The sequence below is a fragment of the Lentzea sp. NPDC055074 genome (assembly GCF_053608005.1).
In genome coordinates, this window is sequence record NZ_JBSGUQ010000033.1 from 44,156 (window position 1) to 62,181 (window position 18,026).

Here is an 18,026-nt window from a genome sequence, read left to right on the forward strand (position 1 = left end):
GGACCTCGTCGAGGCCTGGCGGGCGGAAGACGACACCGAGGCCGGACGCGGGACGAGGGCACTGCCTCGTCCCGCGTCACCCAGATCAGCCCACGACCGCCTTCAACCGGGCGATCGCGTCGGTCTCCGCCTCGTACAGCTCGGCCAGCCGCGCACCCATGGCCGGGAAGTCGGTCAACTCCCCCAGCGCGTGCCACATCTCGCCGATCTCCCGCCACCGCGGCGCGAGCCCGGAATGTCCCGCCTCGTCGAGGAAGTCCGCGAACAGCGGCCGCAGGTTCCCGCCCGTGACGCCGAACCGGCCGTCGACGCCCTCCCGGATGCTCTGGAACGCGTGGTCGAGCCCCTGCCCGTCGGCGAACACCTTGGGCCACGCCTTGGCGGCCTTGGTGTCGGTCATCATCCGCGACCACTTGCGCCACGCCGGCAACGAGAACGAGTCCGACTTCTGCGACAGGTGTTCGACGACGTCCCGCAGGCCCTCGCGCACCGCGACCTCGACGTCGGCACCCAGCTCGGACCCGGTGACCACGACCGCCTGGTTCTTCCACGTGCCGACCCGCGCCACGGCCCGGTCCAGGTCCTCGCGGGCGACGGTCAGCGGCACCTGGTTCCGGTCGTCCACGTACACGCGGTCGCCCGCGGTGCCGTACACCACGACCGGGTGGCCGCCGTGACCGTCGTGCGACTCCGGCAGGTCCCAGTAGCCGATCTGGTACCGGTCGGGCCACACCATCACGGCGTCCCCGGCGTCGAGCCTGCCGGTCAGCCACGCCTGCGCCGCCTTGGGCGCCGACCGGTGCCACTCGTGCCCGACGCCCAGTCGCGTGAGGACCTTCTCCGTGCGGCGGGTGACGTACTGCCAGGTGTTGGAGAAGCCGATCGTCACGTGACGGCCGTTGTCGTGCTTGAACTCCCACAGGATGTAGCCCGCGCCGATCCCGCCGCCGATGCCGAACACCAGCGCCTCGCTCAGGCCCGGGACGCCGCGGGCGGCGAGCATCGCGTTCAGGCCCGCCGCGTCGGGGTCCGTGCCTCCGCGCAACACCCACGCGCCGTCCGGCGCCGCACCGCTCAGGTGGGCCAGCGCGGTCGTGTAGCGCTCACCGGTCTTCGCCATGCGGGCGCGGACCTGAGTCTTGAACTGCTTGCGTGACGTCATCACCGAACTCCTCGGCCATCGCACCAGACACCCGAACCCCACGCGCCCAGATGCCACGACAGCCTTGGTCAGGGCGTGACGAAGACGACGTCCCCAGGCACACAGGTCCCGTTTGCCTCCGCGTCAGCCGGGTTGCGTGGGCACCCGGTCAGGAGGTTGGGCGTGGAACTCGCCGGTGGTCATCCTAACCGGGACGATCCACTGGTTCGAGGACCAATGCGATACGAGTTCTTTATAGCCCTGAATACGAAGGATCCGCGCATTAAGGTCGTGCGGCATGGGAGAGAGTTTCCACGTCGAGCCGGATGAGCTGCGTGGCTACAGCGGGTTGCTCGAACGTCAGGCGGAGCACTTCCTGACGATCCGGGAGCACGCGATCCTCAGGGGTGGGGACACGTCCGGTTTCACCGGGCTGCTGTCGCTGCTCGACCCGGTCGTGACCGGGGTCGCGCAGCTGTACGGCGAGACGCTCGACGCCGCGAACAAGAAGATGGCCCAGGACGCCGAGTCCTTGGTCAAGGCGGCCAAGACCTACGAACAGGCGGACGCGATCGGCGTCTGCCTGATCGACACCGCGGGCGGGAAGGCGGAGCCCTCGTCCCTGCTGAAGCGGTTCCTGGGGGTGGGCGAATGACCGGCGGGGTCTGCAACGGTTATCAGGACGTCGAGGATCCGAACGTCGCGTTGCGCGCGGCGCCCGACAACCGGCCCGGCCGGCAGACCGTCAAGGAGCTGATCGAGGCCGCGGGCTGGAAGATCCAGGGCGTCAACTGGATCTACCAGCAGGTCACCGGCGACGACCTGGTGCGCGACCTCGTGATGCCGCTGGCGGGCGACTTCGAGAAGATCGACGCGAACGCCGCCGCGTGGGACCGGATCGCCAAGTCGCTCGACAACGTGCGGCACAACGTGAACAACGGCGTCGAGGAGCTGTCGCCGCACTGGGACGGTGGTGCCGCGCAGAGCTTCGAGAACCGCATGCGGCGCACCTGGACCACGGCGATCGAGTGGGACTCGCAGGTCGCGAAGTTCATCGGCGACCGGTTCAAGAACATGGCGGCCTCCTGCCGGTCGGCCGCGAAGCTCGCGCTGACGCTGCTCGACAAGATCTGCGACAAGCTGATGAAGGCCGCGATGACGGCCTGGATCCCGCTCGTCGGCTGGGGCCGTGCCGTGTGGATGGTCTACGACGTGGTCAACATCGTCGACCAGGTCCGCAAGCTCATCCAGTCCATGCAGACCCTCATCGAGGGCGTCCAGGGCATGATCAACGGCATCAAGCTCATGGGCACCGCGCTGGCGAGGATCCCGGACGTGCGCGACGTCAACGACTTCTTCGACGTGGTCGACACGTGGCAGGACGGCAAGGAGAAGCTCGGCGACGGCGTGTCCGCCGTGGGCAGCGGCGCGTGGGGCGCGGTCAAGAGCGGCTACAAAGGACACAGCAAGTACAAGGACGCGCAGAAGGAGGAACGCTGGGCGGAGCCCAGCACCTCCGGTGCGGGCGGTGCGGAATGACGTTCCCGTACGACAGCGCCCGCCAGCAGCTGCGGGCGTGGCAGGAGGACCTCGACGCCAGGGGCTCGCGGCTGGAGAAGGTCGCGATCGAGGCGTCGAGGGCGCAGACCCGCGGCGCCGACCTGTCCCCCGCGGACGTCGCCGAGATCGAGAAGTTCGCCCGGTCGAAGGACGCGCCGAACGCGCTGAAGGACCTGCAGCGCAAGGTCGACTCCGGCGCGTTGTCCTGGCGAGACATCACGTCCGGCCAGGCCGTCAACGATCCCGAGGTGCAACGCGCGATGCAGGCGAGCATGCCGTCGCTCAAGCGCGCGTACACGGCGATCAAGGAGGGCCAGAACCTCGACGAGATCGTCGCGGCGGGTCAGCAGCGCACCAGGCGCTCGCACGGCGACTACGACGACGACATGCCGAGCGACTTCACCGAGGACGCCTTCTGACCTAGTGGTGCGTCACGCGACGTTGGCGGCGTGATCCGCGCTCGACCGGACGCCTCGCGGCAGTCCGACCGCGGATTCCACCGGCAACGGTGCGAGCCACACCACTAGCGGTGCGCGGCGACGAGGTCGTGGGCGGCGGCCGCGAACGCCCGGACGCGCGTGCTGGCGTTGCCGGAAAGCCAGACCAGGCCCCACTGCACGGGTGGCGCGTCGGGCAGGTGCACGTACGCGACGTCCGGGCGGGCGTAGTAGCGGCGGGTGTGGGCGCCGACCGGAAACGCGCCGCGGCCCGCCCCGACGAGGGTCAGGATCTCCTGGAACGTCGCGGTGGGGCGCGGTTCGGGCAGGGTCACCGAGGCGAGGTCCTCGGCGGACAGCTCGGCCCGGCCCGCCAGGCGGTGTCCCACCGGTAGCGCGAGGAAGCGGGCCTCGCTCACCAGCACGGGTCCGGCCTCGACGCCCGGCTCGTGCACGGGGAACGTGGTCAGCGCGAGGTCGACCTCGCCCTCGCGCAGCCACGGCAGCGGGTCCGCCCGCTGGGCCTCGCGGATCTGGACGTCGCCGCCGGGGTGGCGTTCGCGGTACAGCTCGGCGGCGCCGACCAGCAGCTGCCCGGCCGCCGCGCCGGTGAAGCAGACCCGCACCGGGTCGGCGACACCCCGGCCTGCCTCGACGGCCGAGGTCACCGCGTCCGTGATCGCGGTCCACGCCGGCCGCAGCTCGGCGTGGAGCTCGCGGCCCAGCGGTGTCAGCTCGACGCGACGGCTGGTGCGCTCGAACAGCGGGGCGCCCACCCGCCGTTCGAGCTTGCGGATCGACTGGCTGATCCGGGCGGTCGAGACCCGCAGCCGCTCGGCCGTGCGGCCGAAGTGCAGCTCCTCGGCGAGGGTCAGGAACGCCTCCAGCTCGTACCGCTCCAGCACGCCCGCCCCCGATCATCAAGCCCTGCTTCACGAGTGTGGCACGGATCGACGTTGTTCCCGGACACCGCCGGGCAGAGGGTGGAGGCACAGCCGAGATCCACAAAGGAGCGACGAATGTCCGTCACCGAAGACCAGGCCGCGGTCGCGCGGGACCTGCGCGACCGCGCCGAGATCGTCGACGCCCTGTACCGCTTCGCCCTCGGCCAGGACCGCAGGGACCGGGAGCTGTTCGCGTCGGCGTTCACCGCGGGGGCCGAACTGGACTTCCGGCCCGCCGCGGCGAGGTGGGGCGCGCAACCGCCGTTGATGACCGGCAGGGACACCGTGGTCTCCACCATCTTCGGCCTGTTCGACGGCCGGGTGGACACCACGCACCAGGTCACCAACCCGCGGGTCGTGGTCGACGGCGACACCGCGCGGGCGACAGCGCTGGTCGAGGCCCAGCACCTGCTGAGCGCCGACCACACCGTCTTCGCCCTGCTGAAGAACCACTACGAGGTCGAGCTGACGCGGCACGGCGAGCACTGGCTGATCCACCGCCTGCGGATCGAGAACGCCTGGTTCACCGGCGATCCCGTCGCGATCTTCTCCGGCCCTCAGCGCGAGTAGCGGGAGAAGAACTGCCACATCAGGGAGTTCGCGTCGATCTCCTGTGTGGTGGTGCCGTTCCCCGTCGACGGACGAGGCGTGCCCGGCCAGGTGTGGCCGCCGTCGGAGACGCTGTAGAGCACGACGTCACTGGCGCACCGGTACGTGGAGGCGGTGACGTGCGCGCTGACGGCGGTGGTGGTCGGCGCGCCAGCGCAGCCGTTGATCGCCGCCCACCGCTGCTGCGCGGCCGGTACCGAGTAACTCCAGAGCTGGGTGTTGCCGCCACCGTCGTAGGGGTTCGTGTAGTCCTGCTGCCCGTGGAACGCGACCACGGGCACGGTCCTGCCGGGACGGCACGCGGACGGGTCGGGCCGCGCGGTGTCGGACGGGTCGGGGCGCCCGGCTCGCAGGCCCGCCACCGGGGCGATGGCCGCCAGGCGTTCCGGGCGGGCACACGCGTAGGCGGAGGTCATGCGGCCTCCGCCCGAGTAGCCGGTGGCGTAGACGCGGCGCGGGTCGGCGCACTGGCTCGTGGTCAGGGTCGTGATGACCTGGTCCAGGAACGCCACCTCGTCGCGTGCCCCGGCGGGCTGGCCGGCGAACCCCGGGACGTTCCAGGCGAAGCCGGTGCCGTGGGGGATCGCCCCGCTCGGTGCCGCCACGAGGAACCCGTGCGCGTCGGCCGCGGCCTTCATGTCGCTGTAGTACAGCTGCTCAGAGCCCGTCTTGCCGGTGCCGTGCAGGTTGAGCACGAGCGGGGCCGCGGCACCGGCGTTGCTCGGCACGTACACCGTCACGTCGTAGCGCGAGTCGCCGAGCTGGACGCGGACAGTGCTCTCCCCCACCGGCGCCGTGCGATCGCACGTGCCGGGGAGCGACCACTTCTGGTTGGCCTGGCCGTTGCAGGACCAGAGCTGCACGGGCGTCAGATCGGCACTGGACTGGCCTCGCGCGTCCAGGCACCGGTTCGTCGCGGGGTTCACGAACGTCTGCGCGGCCGCGTTGTAGGTCCACTGCTGCTGCGGGGTGCCGTTGCAGTCCCACAGCTGGACGCGGGTGCCGTCAGCGTTGGCTCCTCCTTGCACGTCAAGGCATTTGCCGAGCGCGCGGAGATCGGAACCGACGGTCCAGCGCTGGGCCGTCGTGCCGTTGCAGGTGTAGAGCTGGACCTGGGTGCCGTTGACCGTCGAGGCTCCGGCGACGTCGAGGCACTTGCCACCCGTGCCGACGACTCCTCCGTCCGGAGTGGACGGTGCAGAGGCGGCCGGGACGGTGAACTCGCCCTGGTTCAGCGTGCGCGGGTGGAAGTAGCCCGCCTGGACCTCGGCCGGGGTGTTGTTGCCGCGCAGGTGTTCTGACCACACCATGAAGTAGCTCCAGCGGGTCTGGCTGTCGAGGAACGCGGCGTTCGGCACCTTGCCGGTCTCGGCGAGCGCGATCGGCTTGCCGTTCGCGATGGCCTGGATCTGCTGGTAGTCACCGGAAGTCGGCAGACCCTTGTACCAGACGTCCAGCGACACGACGTCCACGTACTGCGCGCCGGGGTAGTAGGACGCCCAGTTGCCCGCGGGGTTGTCCTGGACGTTCCACACCCAGACCAGGTTGTCGAGTCCCTTGGAGGCCAGGTGGTCGCGGGTGATGCGGTAGAGCTTCGCGCTGCCTTCCGGGCCGGGCCGGTTGCCCCACCAGTTCCAGGCCTCGTTCATCTCGTGCAACGGGCGGAACAGCACGGGCACACCCGCGTCCTTGAGCTGCTGCAGGTACGGCACCACCTCGTCCAGGCGACGCTTCCACGCGTTGTTGAGCCCCGTGCCGTTGGTGACCATCTCGGTGAACTGGCCCTGGCTGATCTGCGTCTTCACGCCGCCGTCGAACTGGCAGGTGCTGCCGCCGGTCGGTGTGCACACGTGCCAGGTCAGCGCGACCAGGGAGCCGTTGGCCCACTCGGTCTTGGCCTGGTCGACCACGCGCTGCCGGTTCGCCACGTCCTCGGGCCGGAACATCAGGTCGCCGCCCCACAGTCCGGGGTACTGGCCGGTGATGTCCTTGACCTGCTGGGTGTACTGGCCGGGGTTGTTCGCCGGTTCCTTGTTGTGCTGGCCGGAGACGACGTTGCGGCCGGTGATGGAGCTCAGGTAGTTGATCACTTGCTGCCGTGTCGACCTCGGGAACGCCTGCGCCTGCGGTGCCACCGCGACCAGGACTCCGAGGAAGGTCAGGACCGCGGTCAGTGCCGCGCCGAACCGATGGTGTCGCACTCGCTCCTCCTCGTGGAACCCGCTCCTCGCTGAGCGGGACTACGTGAACGGCTGCGGCGGCGAGCCGAATAACTAAAACGTTTAATCTGCGGTGCCGCATCAAGATAAGCGGAACCGTCGCGAGGTGTCTATAGAGCGTTTTAGTTCCGGAACGGTTCAGCTGCGAGGAGGCGCGGTCGACGCCCGCGGGACGAGCCTCGGGGCGTGCGCCAGGCGTTGTGCCGGAGGCTGGTTGTTCATGACGTCGAACAACGTCTCGGCGGCCTGCGCGCCGAACGAGAAGACGTCGTGCCGCATGGCCGAGAGGGTCGGCCTCGTGAGCTGACAGAGCTGCGAGTCGTCCCAGGCCAGCAGGGACAGGTCGTCGGGCACCGACAGGCCGAACTCCGCGGCCACCCCGAGCGCCGCGACCGCCATGACGTCGTTGTCGAACACGATGGCGGTCGGGCGCTCCGGCGAGAGCAGCAGCGTGCGGCAGGCCCTGCTGCCCTGGTCCGCCGAGAAGTCCGCCACGACCGTGCGGGCGTCCAGTCCGAGGTTTCGCGCCACGTCGGCGAACGCGGCCGTCCGGATCACGCTGTGCCCCAGCTCGGGTGGCCCGCTCACCCGTGCGATGCGGCGGTGCCCCAGCGCGGCGAGGTAGCGCACGGCCTCGGTGATCGCCTCGGCGTCCTCCGTCCAGACCGAGGTGAACGGGCCGGCCAGGCTCGGGTGGCCCACCACGACCGCGGGCAGACCCAGCTCCGCCAGTGCCGGGACGCGCGGGTCGTCGACGTGCAGGTCGACGAGGATGCAGCCGTTGACCCGCCCGCCCTGCCACCACTCGCGGTGGACCTCGATCTCCTCGCCGCCGTCCACCAGCCGCAGCAGCAGCGAGCACGACCGCCGCACCAGCACGCTCTCGATGCCCGAGATGAACTCCATGTAGAACGGTTCGAGCCCGAGCAGGCGGGCCGGCCGCGCGATCGCGAGCCCGACCGTGTGCAGCCGCCGCCCGGACAGCGACGAGGCCGCGAGGTTGGGCCGCCAGCCGAGATCGCGGGCGGCGGCGAGGATGCGTTCCTTCGTCGCGGCCGAGACGCCGGGCCGGTCGTGCAGCGCGATCGACACGGCCGCCGGGGACACTCCGGCACGCGCGGCGACGTCCCTGATGGTGGCCCTGCGCTCGCCGGAGATCGCGTCGTTCTGGCTCACTCGGGGGAACCGCCTCACCTGCGCACGCACTGCTGGACCGTGCGAGTCTAACCGGGAGCGCTCCCAGGAACGGCCCTCGTGGCGTGCTGATGAAACGCTTCAGTTGTTGCGCTGCTATGTTTTGATCTCCCCAGCCGACGAGGAGGTCCGGATGAAGCGGCCGACGATCTCCGACGTCGCGCAACGCGCGGGGGTGTCGATCAGCGCAGCGTCCTTCGCGCTCAACGGGCGGCCCGGTGTCTCCGACCGGACCCGGCAGCGCGTCCTCGAGGCCGCCGACGAGATCGGGTGGCACCGCAACAGCGCCGCCCGCGTGCTGTCCGGCGGCACCACCAACGTGATCGGCATGGCGATCCCCCGGCCCGCCGCCACCCTGGGCGTGGAACCGTTCTTCATGGAGCTGGTCAGCGGCATCGAGTCGGTGCTGGCGACGCCGGGCTACGCGCTGATGATGCAGGTCGTGGCGAGCGTCGACGCCGAGCTCAAGGTCTACCGGTCCTGGTGGGGCGAGCACCGGGTCGACGGGATCATCGTGGTCGACCTGCGCGGCGACGACCCGCGCGTCGGCCTGCTGGAGCAACTCGGCCTGCCCGCCGTCGTGGTCGGTGGCCCCGCCGACGTCGGGTCGCTGCCGCACGTGTGGGCGGACGACGCCGCGGCCGCCGCCGAGACCGTCGGCTACCTGGCCGCGCTCGGCCACCGCCGGATCGGCCGGATCGCGGGCCTGCCCGACCTGCTGCACACGCGGCGCCGCGACGAGGCGTTCCGGGAGGCGAGCACCCGGTACGGACTCGAGTCGATCGAGGTCGTGCACACCGACTACACGGGACTCGAGGGCGCCCAGGCCACGCGCAGGCTGCTGAGCTCGCCCGAGCGCCCGACGGCGATCCTCTACGACAACAGCATCATGGCCGTCGCGGGGATGTCGGTGGCCGACGAGATGCGGCTCTCCGTCCCCGGCGACCTGTCGATCGTCGCGTGGGACGACTCCCAGCTGTGCCAGGTGATCCGGCCGGCGATCACCGCGCTCGCCCGTGACGTCGCCGCCTACGGTGCCCGTGTCGCGCAGTTGCTGCTCGACGTGGTCGCGAAGAACGGCGCCGTCGAGCAGCGCGGTGTGGAGGTGCCGGCTCCGCGGCTCGTCCCGCGGTCGAGCACGGCACCCCCGCAGCGCTAGCTCTGCAGCTGGTTCGCCGAGCGCAGGACGTGGCCCGCCAGCAACAACTCCGGCGCGAACAACGCGGCCGTGCGCACGTCGAACACGGCCGACTCGCCTGGCAGCAACGAGACCAGGCCGCGGTCGACGACGCTGTCCGCCGCCACCTTGTCGGCCAGCACCGTCAGATCCTTCAGCACCGACCTGGCGGTGACGGTGACGCGGCAACCGCCGTCGACGGCTTCCGCGGTCGCGTCGAAGGCGGCCTCGGGCAACGGTTTCCCGTCCGGGAACGCGAACGCCCTGACCTCGCCCGCGGACGCCACGACCAGCCCGCCCGCGGTCAGTTCCACCGGGATCGCGACGGTCGTGGCCGAGCGAGGAGCGACCTCGAACGGCAGCACCACGTCCGCCTCTTCCGCGCCGTCGAGCCGCAACCGCCGCACCAGCAGCTCACCGGCCCACGGCTCGGACGTGTCGTTCACCGCCACGACGGCGTCCGGCCTGATGGTCAGCAAGCGGTCCGCGTAGCTCGCGCGCAACGCGTACCAGGCGGGCTTGAGGCGGCCGTTGCCGTCGACGACCGCCCAGGACGTCACCGGCCAGCAGTCGTTGAGCTGCCACAGGATCGTGCCGGAGCACTTCGGCGTGAGCGACCGGAAGTGGCCGATCCCGGTGCTGATCGCGTGCGCCTGGTTGAGCTGCGCGGCCCAGTGCCAGTCGTCGAAGCCCCGCACGTCCGAGAAGTGCTCGGCGAGCCTGCGCGCGATCTTGCGGTTGCCGTCCTCGGCCTTCATGTGGGCGGTCATGCGGCGCCCGTACGGCGCGGGCGGGTCGTCGTGGATCGACTCCTTCACGGTGGCCATGGCGGGCGGTCCGCAGAACCCGAACTCGGCTGCGAACCGCGGCTCGTACTCCAGGTACGCCGTGTAGTCGCGGTCGTTCCAGACGTCCCAGATGTGCGTGGCGCCGTGCGCCGGGTCGTTCGGGTGCAGGTCCTCGGAGACCGAGTACGGGCTGCTCGGCAGGTACGGACGGCCCGGGTCCAGCTCGGCGACGATCTTCGGGAGGACGTCGGTGTAGTAGCCGACGCCCCAGGTCCGCTCGCCGAGGTCCTCCTGCCAGCCCCAGTCGTGGTAGCCCCAGACGTTCTCGTTGCCGCCGTTCCACGCGATCAGGCTCGGATGCGCGGCCAGCCGGTTGACGGCGTCCCTGGCCTCCGCGACGACCTCGCCGCGCAGTGGTTCCTCCTCCGGGTAGGCCGCGCAGGCGAACAGGAAGTCCTGCCACACCAGCAGTCCCAGCTCGTCGGCGAGCGCGTAGAACTCGTCGGACTCGTAGATGCCGCCGCCCCACACGCGCAGGAGGTTGACGCCGGCGCCGAGGGCCTGCCCGAACCGTTCGCGCAGCCGGGCCTCGCCGACGCGGTGCGGGAAGCAGTCGTCCGGGATCCAGTTGACGCCCTTCACGAAGACGCGCTCGCCGTTGACCAGGAACGTGAACTCGGTGCCGTCGTCGTCCGGGTTCGTGAGCAGCTCGACGGTGCGGAACCCGACCTCGCCCCGCCAGGTGTCCCCAGTGGACAGTTCGACCTCGAGCGGGTGCAGCGCCTGCGCACCGTGTCCGCTCGGCCACCACAGGTCGACGTCACCGAGTTCCAGGCGCAGCACGGTCCCACCGGCACCGGGCGGGAGTTCGGACCGCACCTCGTGCTCGCCGATCCGTGCCACGACGGTCAGCGGTTCGTCGCCGGTGCGCTGGACGTCGACGTGCACCTCCGCGGTGCCGTCCATGCTCGTGAGCGGGCGGACGGCCGCGAGGCGCGCGGCCTGCCACTCCTCGATCGCGATCGGCCGCCAGATCCCGGCGGTGACGAGGTCGGGCCCCCAGTCCCAGCCGAAGTTGCAGGCCATCTTGCGGATCATGTTGTACGGGTGGGCGTTGACGTGCGGACGTGCGCCGAACAGCAGCTCCTGTTCTTCGGCGTGGGCGAGCGCGCTCGTGAACGTCACCGAGAGCGTGTTCTCGCCGTCGCGCAGGGCGGCTCGGACGTCGAAGCGGTAGGTGCGGTGCATGTTGGCCGTGGAGGCGATCTCGTGGCCGTTCAGCTCGATCCTGGCGACCGTGTCGAGCCCGTCGCACACCAGCTCGACCTGGGTGTCGCCCGCCGCGCTGTAGTGGAACGTCGTCTCGTAACGCCAGTCGGTCCGGCCGATCCACGCGAGCTTCGCCTCGTTCTCGTCGAGGTAGGGATCGGGGATGAGCCGGGCCGCCAGCAGGTCGGTGTGCACGCAGCCGGGGACGGTGGCGGGCACCTCCCGGTCGCCGATCTTGCTCGGGCTCGCGGAGCGGAGGACCCAGCCGTCGTGGAGTTCGGTTCTGGTCACCATGCTGAAGCTTCTCCTGGAGTGGTTATTTGACCGCGCCCGCGGTGAGGCCGCCGTAGATGAAGCGCTGCAACGCGAGGAACACGACCAGGGTCGGGAGGATGACGAGGACCGTGCCCGCCGAGATGACCTCCCAGTGGGCGCCGTACGGGCCCTTGAACCGGAACAGCGCGGTCGAGATGGTGCCGAGCTTCTCCGAGGGCATGTACAGGAACGGGATGTAGAAGTCGTTGTAGATCGCGACTCCCTTGACGATCACGACGGTGACGATCGCGGGCCGCAGCAGCGGCAGGACGATCCGCCAGTAGATCGTGAGGGAGCCGGCGCCGTCGATCCTCGCCGCCTCGTCGAGCGCGACCGGGATCGAGCGCATGAACTGCAGGAAGATGTACACGGCCACGATGTCCGTGCCGGTGTAGAGCAGGATCGGCGCCCACCGCGTGCCGTTGACGCCCAGGGCGCTGACCACCTCGTAGGTCGCGACCTGCGTGGTCACGCCGGGCACCAGCGTCGCGACGAGGAACAGGGCCATGACGAGCTTCTTGGCCCTGAAGTGGAACCGGTCGACGGCGTAGGCGGTCATGGAGCCGATCAGCACCGTGCCGATCAGGGAGAACACCAGGATGAACGTCGTGTTCCACAGCGCCCGCGCCATCTGCCCGTCGGAGAAGGCGATGGCGAAGTTGCCGAGGTTGAGCCAGTCGGCCGGCGCGGCCAGCGGGTTGCGCCCGGTGGCCGCCTCCTCGCTGGTGCGCAACGAGGTGAGCAGCACGGCCAGCAACGGCAGGATCACCGCGACACTGGCGAGCACCAGGCTGAGGTACTTGAGGAACGCGGCGAGCGCGTGCCGTGCGGTCATGACTGCTCGACCCTCTCCTCGGGGACGAGCGTGCGCTGCAACCACGTCACCAGCAGGACGATGACGAGCAGGACCACCGCCGCCGCCGACGCCAGGCCGACCTTGTTGAACGTGAACGCGAGCTTGATCGTCTGGATGACGAACGTCTCGCTGTTGTTCGCTCCCCCGGTCATGATGAACGGGATCTCGAACACCGACAGCGCGCCGGACACCGCGAGGATCACGCACAGGCTGATGATCGGTTTGATGCTGGGCACGATGATGTGGCGGAACTGCTGCCACCGGCTCGCTCCGTCCAAAGTGGCCGCTTCGTACAGGTGCGGCGGGATCGACTGGATGGCGCCGAGGAAGAGCACCAGGTTCAGCCCGGCGTAGCGCCAGACGGACACCCCGGCGAGCGAGGTGTTGACGAGGTCGGGATCGCCGAGCCACAGCCGCGGCTGCACGCCGAACACCGCGAGCGTGGTGTCCAGCGTGCCGCCGGGCTGGAAGAAGTACAGGAACACGAACCCGATCGCGACGCCGTTGACGAGGTACGGGAAGAAGAAGATGCCCTTGAACAGGCCTCTCAGCCGCGTGCCGAAGCTCAGGACGGTCGCGAAGTACAGCGCCAGCCCGGTCTGCAGCAGCGCGCCGGCCAGGTAGAAGAGGCTGACCGCGAACACCTGGAAGAGCTGCGGCCGGGTGAAGAGGTCGACGTAGTTGCCGGCGCCGACGAAGTCCCGGTCGCGGCTGAGGCCGTCCCAGTCCGTGAAGCTGTGGAACACCATGCTCACGACCGGGACGTAGGTGAACGCCACCAGGAACGCGAGCGGGACGACCAGGTACAGCCACGGCACGTGGGCGCGTTGTTTCATCGGGGCGGTCAGCCGATCTCGGCCTGCGCCTCGGCCCACCTCTTGTTGAGGTCGGCGAACACGCCCGCGAGGTCACCCGGTGCCGCTCCCCTGGCGACGTCGACGATGCGCTGCGGGTAGTCCTTGGCACCCAGCCCGACCTCGGAGGCCTTGTCGATCTGGTTGACCAGGTTGTTCTTCGCCCAGCCGAGCCGCACGAGCTCGACCTTCGCGTCCTCGAACGGCTTGAGGCTCTCCGGCAGCGGCGCGCCCTTGATCGCGGAGATCGACAACGACTGCTGGGCGTCGCCGGACTTGGAGGTGAACCAGTCGATCCACGCCCGCGCGGCCTCCTTCGCCTTGCTGTGCTTGTTGACCGCGAAGAGGTAGTCGGGCCGCACCACCGAGCAGAACTTCCCGCCGGACTGCGCCGGGAACGGCATGAACCCGATGTCCTGCGGGTCACGCCCGGCCTTGCGCGCCGCCTCCCGCAGCTGGACCACGGCCCACGACCCCAGCCACATGGTCGCGACCTCGCCGGTGCCGATGAGGTTCTTGGAGTTCTCCCAGTTGGTGGTGTTCGGGTCGGCCTCGGAGAGTCCGGTGTGGACGATGTCGTGCAGCAGCGTGTCGACGACGTTCAGGTCCGTGCCCGGTGCCCACGGCTCCTTCGTCTCGGCGAGCTTGTCGTTGGCCGCGACGTCACAGCTCGGCGAGCCGAGGCCGCTGCCCCAGTTCGTGAGCGGCCAGCCGTCCTTGTAGTTCGTGTAGTACGGCGTGGCACCGGTCTTGTCCTTGATCGCCTTGAGCGCGGTCAGGAACTCCGCGGGGGTCTTCGGCCACTCGGTGACGCCCGCCTTCTGCCAGACGGCCTTGTTGTAGACGAACCCGTTGGCCGTGCCGATGTTCGCGAGACCGTAGACCTTGCCGTCCACGGTGGCCTTGTCGGTGAAGTCGTACTTCGGCTGGAGCTCCTGCGCGGTACCCAGCGGGGCGAAGAACTGCGGGTACTGGTTGGAGTCGACCGAGCCGGGGATGAGCACCACGTCGCCGTAGTCCTCGCCGCTCATCCGGATCCGGACCTCGCCCTCGTAGTCCGTGAGGCCCTGGAACTCCACCGTGACGCCGGGATAGACCTTCTTGAACTCGTCGGCGTACTTCTTGGTCGTGCCGTCCTGCACCTGGTCGGTCCGGTTGGTCAGGACCGTGATGGTCCCGGTGACCTTCGCCGGGTCGGCGGGAACGGCGACGACCGCCTCGCCGTCCGCCCCGCCACCGCCGCCGCAGGCGGAGAGAGCCAGCACGAGAACCGTCCCGGCCACCGTTGCGCGAGTCGCAGCCACTTCGCCTCCGAACTTAAGCGTTTTAGTTGACAGGTCCCGAGCTACTCCCTGCTCCTGACAGGAGATGATCGGGGTGACGAGCGCTTAACCTAGACGCAACGTGAATCGCTGTCTATAACGCTTTAGCAGGCAAGCCCGAGCCAGCTGCCGAAGTAAATGCCTCATCCCGGCAGCGGGGGGCGTGCGATGCTGCGCCGATGAAGATCGGCCTGCCCGGCGCCGCCACCTGGATGTACGACCTGATCGCACCCGACGACGTCGCCCGCGGCCGGGCGTTGGCGCGGCACCAGGAGTCGGTGGCCAGGCGAACCGGGGTGTCCTACCACGGACCCGACGGTGATCGGACGATCTTCTGGCACCTGGAGGAGATGTGGTGCGCGGAGCCGTGGTACACCACCGCCGTGACCGTGGAGCAGTGGCCGTTCGTGGCGCTCTACCTGCGGTGGGAGGGGCGGTTCCCCAACCAGTGGCGTACGCCCGGCTCGGAGACGTGGTCACCCTGGACGAGGAAAGAAGCGGTGCTCCGCCACCTCGGCCGGTACGGGTTGCCGGCGGAGGTGAGGCGGGACGCCGTCGACCTGGTGGCCGACGTGGTGCACCGCCCCTACCGCTGCAAGGACTGGATGTACGCGCTCCTGGTGCGCCACGTCGACAGCGCTCACTTCCGCGACCGGATGACGGCTCTCGAGGGTGCGGACGACCCGCTCGTCCGGCTTCGAGCCCGGTTCCTCCTCGACGTCGCCGACCACCCCGGGCTCCCGGTCAAGCGGGCGACCTGGGGCAGGTGGCTCCGCAGCCGGCCAGAGTGACTCAGGCCCGCCCGCTGAGCGCGGCCAGCTGGTCCCCGTACTCGATCCGCTCGACCCAGTCCTCCGGCCAGGCCGCCAGACCGTGCACGGCACCGACGAACGCCCCGGCCAGCGCGGCGATCGAGTCCGAGTCACCGCTGGTCCGCGCGGCCCGCACGAGGCACGCCACCGGGTCGTCGGCGTGCCGGATCGCGCAGTAGAGCCCGGTCGCCAGCGCCTCCTCGGCGATCCAGCCCTCCCCGGTCGCGAGGCACGCGTCCAGCCCGTCGTCGGGCTGGGCGAGTGCCGCCACCAGCTGGTCGAGGATCTCGGCGCACTCGTCCCAGCCGCGGGCGATGAAGTCGGCGGGCGTCGTCGCTCCCGGCGTCTGCCACAGGGAGCCCAGCCATTCCTCCAGGTAGACCGTCCGGCGTTCGGCACAGCGGGCCAGCAGCGCGGCGGGCACGTCGGCCAGCGCGGCGCCGTCGACCAGGATCCGGGTCGCGTAGGCGGTGAGCTCGGACGCGGCCAGCGCCGTGGGGTGGCCGTGGGTCATCGCGGCCTGCAGCTGCGACACCCCGGCGAGCACGTCGAGGTCGAGGTCCGGCAGCAGGCCCACGGGCGTCACGCGCATGTTCGCGCCGCACCCCTTGGACCCGGTGATGGTCGCCTCGACCCACGGCGTGCCCTCCGCCAGTCCACCGACCGCGCGCAGGCACGTCATGCCGGGCGCGCGGTTGTTGTCCGGGCTGTGCGCCCAGGCCACGAACCGCTGCCGCAGCACCGGTTCGAGCGCCACCGCGGTGTGCTCGCCGGCGTCGCGCAGCGCCCACGCGACCGCGAGCGCCATCTGCGTGTCGTCGGTGACCAGGGCGGGATCGCCCGTCAGGTCGGACGGCCCGCCGGGACCGAACTGCCGGTCGATCTCCGCCACTGTCAGGAACTCCGTCGGCTTGGCGAGCGCGTCTCCGAAAGCCAGCCCGTACAACGATCCCGCGATTCGGTCCACAAGCGACGATCCTACTGTCGCGGGCCGCGCCCGGTCCTGGTTTCGCGAAGGACTAGAGCTGGTTCTCGCCGCCGTCGACGTAGAGGTTGCTGCCGACGATGAAGCTGCTCTGGTCCGAGGCGAGGAAAGCGACGACGTCCGCCACCTCGTCCGCCGTGCCCATCCTGCCGATCGGCACCCCGGCCGTGAAGCCCTCCCTGGCCTCCTCGGACAGACCGGCGACCGCGGGCGTGTCGATCGTGCCGGGCGAGATCGCGTTGACCCGGACGCCCCGGCCCTTCAGCTCGTTGGCCCAGGTGCGGACGTACGAGCGCAGCGCGGCCTTGGTCGCCGCGTAGGTGCCGAACTCCGCGACGCCGTCGTCGGCGCGGACCGAGCAGTTCACGATCACGGCGGCACCGTCGTTGAGCAGCGGCAACGCCTTCTGGACGCTGAACAGCGTGCCGCGCACGTTGATGCCGAAGATCTGGTCGAAGTGCTCCTCGGTCGTGTCCTCGAGCGACGCGAACCCGCCGACGCCCGCGTTGGCGAACAGCGCGTCCACTCCCCTGCCCCTCGCGCGGACCGCGTCGTAGAGCCGGTCGAGGTCCGCCGGGTCGGCCACGTCTCCCCGCACGGCCGTGGCGTCGCCGATCAGCTCCACCGCCGCGTCCAGCTCGCTCTCGCGCCTGCCGGTGATGAACACGTGCGCGCCCTCTCCGGCGAACCGGCGCGCGGCGGCGAGCCCGATGCCGCTGCTCCCGCCGGTCACGACCACCGTCTTGCCCTCGAACTGAGGCATGTCCCCTCCAAGGCTTCGGTACCGATCGGTACTGAAGTCGACCGTAGCACTTCCGAACCGATCGGTACCGAAGGGGTACGCTGGGGGTGTGACGGTGACCGGCAGGCCCAGGGGCTTCGACGCGGACGAGGCGTTGCACGCGGCCATGCTGGTGTTCTGGAGGCAGGGCTACGAGGGCGCCAGCCTCGCCGACCTCACCAGCGCCATGGGCATCACCAAGACGAGCATGTACGCGGCGTTCGGCAACAAGGAGCAGCTCTTCCGCAAAGCCCTGCAACGCTACGACGAGGGCCCCGCGTCCTACGCGTTGCGCGCGGTCGAGAAGCCGACGGCACGCGAGGTGGCGACGGCGTTCCTCACGGGCTCGGTGCACACCACGACCCAGCCGGGTGGGCCCGCCGGATGCCTGGGCGTGCAGGGGTCGCTGGCGGCCGGCGAGTCCGGCGAGCCCGCCCGCGCGATCCTCGCCGAGTGGCGCACCAACGGCCGCCGCCTCCTCGAAACGCGGTTCCGGCGCGCCGTCGAGGAGGGCGACCTGCCGCCGGAGACCGACGCGCACGGGCTCGCCCTGTACGTGATGACCGTCGGTTTCGGGATCGCGGTCCAGGCCGCGAGCGGGGTGAGCCGCGCCGATCTGCAGGGGATCGCCGACACTGCTCTGCGCACCTGGCCCGTCCAGGCCTAGGTGTGATGTCCAGGGACGTTGTTCCGGACGTGATGGCTTGCGGTGAAGACAGGTGAAGGCCTCCGGGTGTGAAGTGGAACTGCTGAGGAACCGCTT

Annotated in this window: 17 protein-coding genes; 7 read left to right on the top strand and 10 right to left on the bottom strand. The window is 70.2% G+C overall.

Annotated elements, in window-relative coordinates; genetic code table 11:
- Positions 1-85: 85 nt before the first annotated feature.
- The gene (locus ACWF7A_RS42710) at positions 86-1,162 is read right to left on the bottom strand and encodes a BtrH N-terminal domain-containing protein (protein WP_452256177.1); all 1,077 of its coding nucleotides are present in this window, start codon (positions 1,160-1,162) and stop codon (positions 86-88) included.
- Between the two features lie 277 nt (positions 1,163-1,439).
- On the opposite strand from ACWF7A_RS42710, the gene ACWF7A_RS42715 reads away from it, so the two are divergent.
- Genes ACWF7A_RS42715 through ACWF7A_RS42725 form a run of 3 tightly spaced genes read left to right on the top strand, consistent with a single transcriptional unit; the run spans position 1,440 to position 3,120 of the window.
- The gene (locus ACWF7A_RS42715; RefSeq protein WP_452256178.1) at positions 1,440-1,796 is read left to right on the top strand and encodes a hypothetical protein; all 357 of its coding nucleotides are present in this window, start codon (positions 1,440-1,442) and stop codon (positions 1,794-1,796) included.
- Entirely contained in the window at positions 1,793-2,680 is an 888-nt protein-coding gene (locus ACWF7A_RS42720) for a WXG100 family type VII secretion target (RefSeq protein ID WP_452256179.1), read from the top strand. Before ACWF7A_RS42715 ends, ACWF7A_RS42720 begins: the two co-directional genes overlap by 4 nt.
- Complete coding sequence (locus ACWF7A_RS42725) at positions 2,677-3,120, top strand: hypothetical protein (protein ID WP_452256180.1); 444 nt, start codon at positions 2,677-2,679, stop codon at positions 3,118-3,120. Before ACWF7A_RS42720 ends, ACWF7A_RS42725 begins: the two co-directional genes overlap by 4 nt.
- Positions 3,121-3,224: 104 nt before the next feature.
- Here ACWF7A_RS42725 and ACWF7A_RS42730 read toward each other — a convergent pair whose 3' ends face one another.
- The gene (locus ACWF7A_RS42730; RefSeq protein ID WP_452256181.1) at positions 3,225-4,043 is read right to left on the bottom strand and encodes a LysR family transcriptional regulator; all 819 of its coding nucleotides are present in this window, start codon (positions 4,041-4,043) and stop codon (positions 3,225-3,227) included.
- A 114-nt stretch (positions 4,044-4,157) separates the two neighbouring features.
- Between ACWF7A_RS42730 and ACWF7A_RS42735 the strand changes: the two genes are divergently transcribed.
- Positions 4,158-4,652 carry a nuclear transport factor 2 family protein gene (locus ACWF7A_RS42735; protein WP_452256182.1) on the top strand — a complete coding sequence of 165 codons (495 nt, stop codon included), beginning with the start codon at positions 4,158-4,160 and terminating at the stop codon, positions 4,650-4,652.
- Here ACWF7A_RS42735 and ACWF7A_RS42740 read toward each other — a convergent pair.
- Both ACWF7A_RS42740 and ACWF7A_RS42745 read right to left on the bottom strand, forming a co-directional pair.
- Complete coding sequence (locus tag ACWF7A_RS42740) at positions 4,640-6,892, bottom strand: extracellular catalytic domain type 1 short-chain-length polyhydroxyalkanoate depolymerase (RefSeq protein WP_452256183.1); 2,253 nt, start codon at positions 6,890-6,892, stop codon at positions 4,640-4,642. The two genes, ACWF7A_RS42735 and ACWF7A_RS42740, sit on opposite strands and share 13 nt — an antisense overlap.
- 156 nt (positions 6,893-7,048) lie before the next feature.
- Positions 7,049-8,086: a LacI family DNA-binding transcriptional regulator gene (locus ACWF7A_RS42745; protein ID WP_452256184.1), complete on the bottom strand. Its 1,038-nt coding sequence runs from the start codon at positions 8,084-8,086 to the stop codon at positions 7,049-7,051.
- A 151-nt stretch (positions 8,087-8,237) separates the two neighbouring features.
- On the opposite strand from ACWF7A_RS42745, the gene ACWF7A_RS42750 reads away from it, so the two are divergent.
- Positions 8,238-9,263: a LacI family DNA-binding transcriptional regulator gene (locus tag ACWF7A_RS42750; protein WP_452256185.1), complete on the top strand. Its 1,026-nt coding sequence runs from the start codon at positions 8,238-8,240 to the stop codon at positions 9,261-9,263.
- Here ACWF7A_RS42750 and ACWF7A_RS42755 read toward each other — a convergent pair.
- Genes ACWF7A_RS42755 through ACWF7A_RS42770 form a run of 4 tightly spaced genes read right to left on the bottom strand, consistent with a single transcriptional unit; the run spans position 9,260 to position 14,667 of the window.
- Positions 9,260-11,632: a glycoside hydrolase family 2 protein gene (locus tag ACWF7A_RS42755; protein ID WP_452256186.1), complete on the bottom strand. Its 2,373-nt coding sequence runs from the start codon at positions 11,630-11,632 to the stop codon at positions 9,260-9,262. The genes ACWF7A_RS42750 and ACWF7A_RS42755 overlap by 4 nt on opposite strands.
- A gap of 22 nt (positions 11,633-11,654) precedes the next feature.
- A complete protein-coding gene (locus ACWF7A_RS42760; RefSeq protein ID WP_452256187.1) occupies positions 11,655-12,488 on the bottom strand; it encodes a carbohydrate ABC transporter permease in 834 nt (277 codons plus the stop codon).
- The gene (locus ACWF7A_RS42765; RefSeq protein WP_452256188.1) at positions 12,485-13,345 is read right to left on the bottom strand and encodes a carbohydrate ABC transporter permease; all 861 of its coding nucleotides are present in this window, start codon (positions 13,343-13,345) and stop codon (positions 12,485-12,487) included. The genes ACWF7A_RS42760 and ACWF7A_RS42765 overlap by 4 nt, the downstream gene beginning before the upstream one ends.
- Before the next feature lie 8 nt (positions 13,346-13,353).
- Entirely contained in the window at positions 13,354-14,667 is a 1,314-nt protein-coding gene (locus tag ACWF7A_RS42770; RefSeq protein WP_452256189.1) for an extracellular solute-binding protein, read from the bottom strand.
- Between the two features lie 197 nt (positions 14,668-14,864).
- On the opposite strand from ACWF7A_RS42770, the gene ACWF7A_RS42775 reads away from it, so the two are divergent.
- Entirely contained in the window at positions 14,865-15,476 is a 612-nt protein-coding gene (locus tag ACWF7A_RS42775; RefSeq protein ID WP_452256190.1) for a hypothetical protein, read from the top strand.
- Position 15,477: 1 nt separating this feature from the next.
- On the opposite strand, the gene ACWF7A_RS42780 is transcribed toward ACWF7A_RS42775, so the two are convergent.
- Both ACWF7A_RS42780 and ACWF7A_RS42785 read right to left on the bottom strand, forming a co-directional pair.
- Positions 15,478-16,464, bottom strand: coding sequence for an ADP-ribosylglycohydrolase family protein (locus tag ACWF7A_RS42780; RefSeq protein WP_452256191.1), 987 nt, complete (start codon positions 16,462-16,464; stop codon positions 15,478-15,480).
- A gap of 52 nt (positions 16,465-16,516) precedes the next feature.
- The gene (locus tag ACWF7A_RS42785; RefSeq protein ID WP_452256192.1) at positions 16,517-17,245 is read right to left on the bottom strand and encodes an SDR family oxidoreductase; all 729 of its coding nucleotides are present in this window, start codon (positions 17,243-17,245) and stop codon (positions 16,517-16,519) included.
- Between the two features lie 88 nt (positions 17,246-17,333).
- Here ACWF7A_RS42785 and ACWF7A_RS42790 point away from each other — a divergent pair, with 88 nt between their 5' ends.
- Entirely contained in the window at positions 17,334-17,930 is a 597-nt protein-coding gene (locus tag ACWF7A_RS42790) for a TetR/AcrR family transcriptional regulator (protein WP_452256193.1), read from the top strand.
- Positions 17,931-18,026 lie beyond the last annotated feature (96 nt).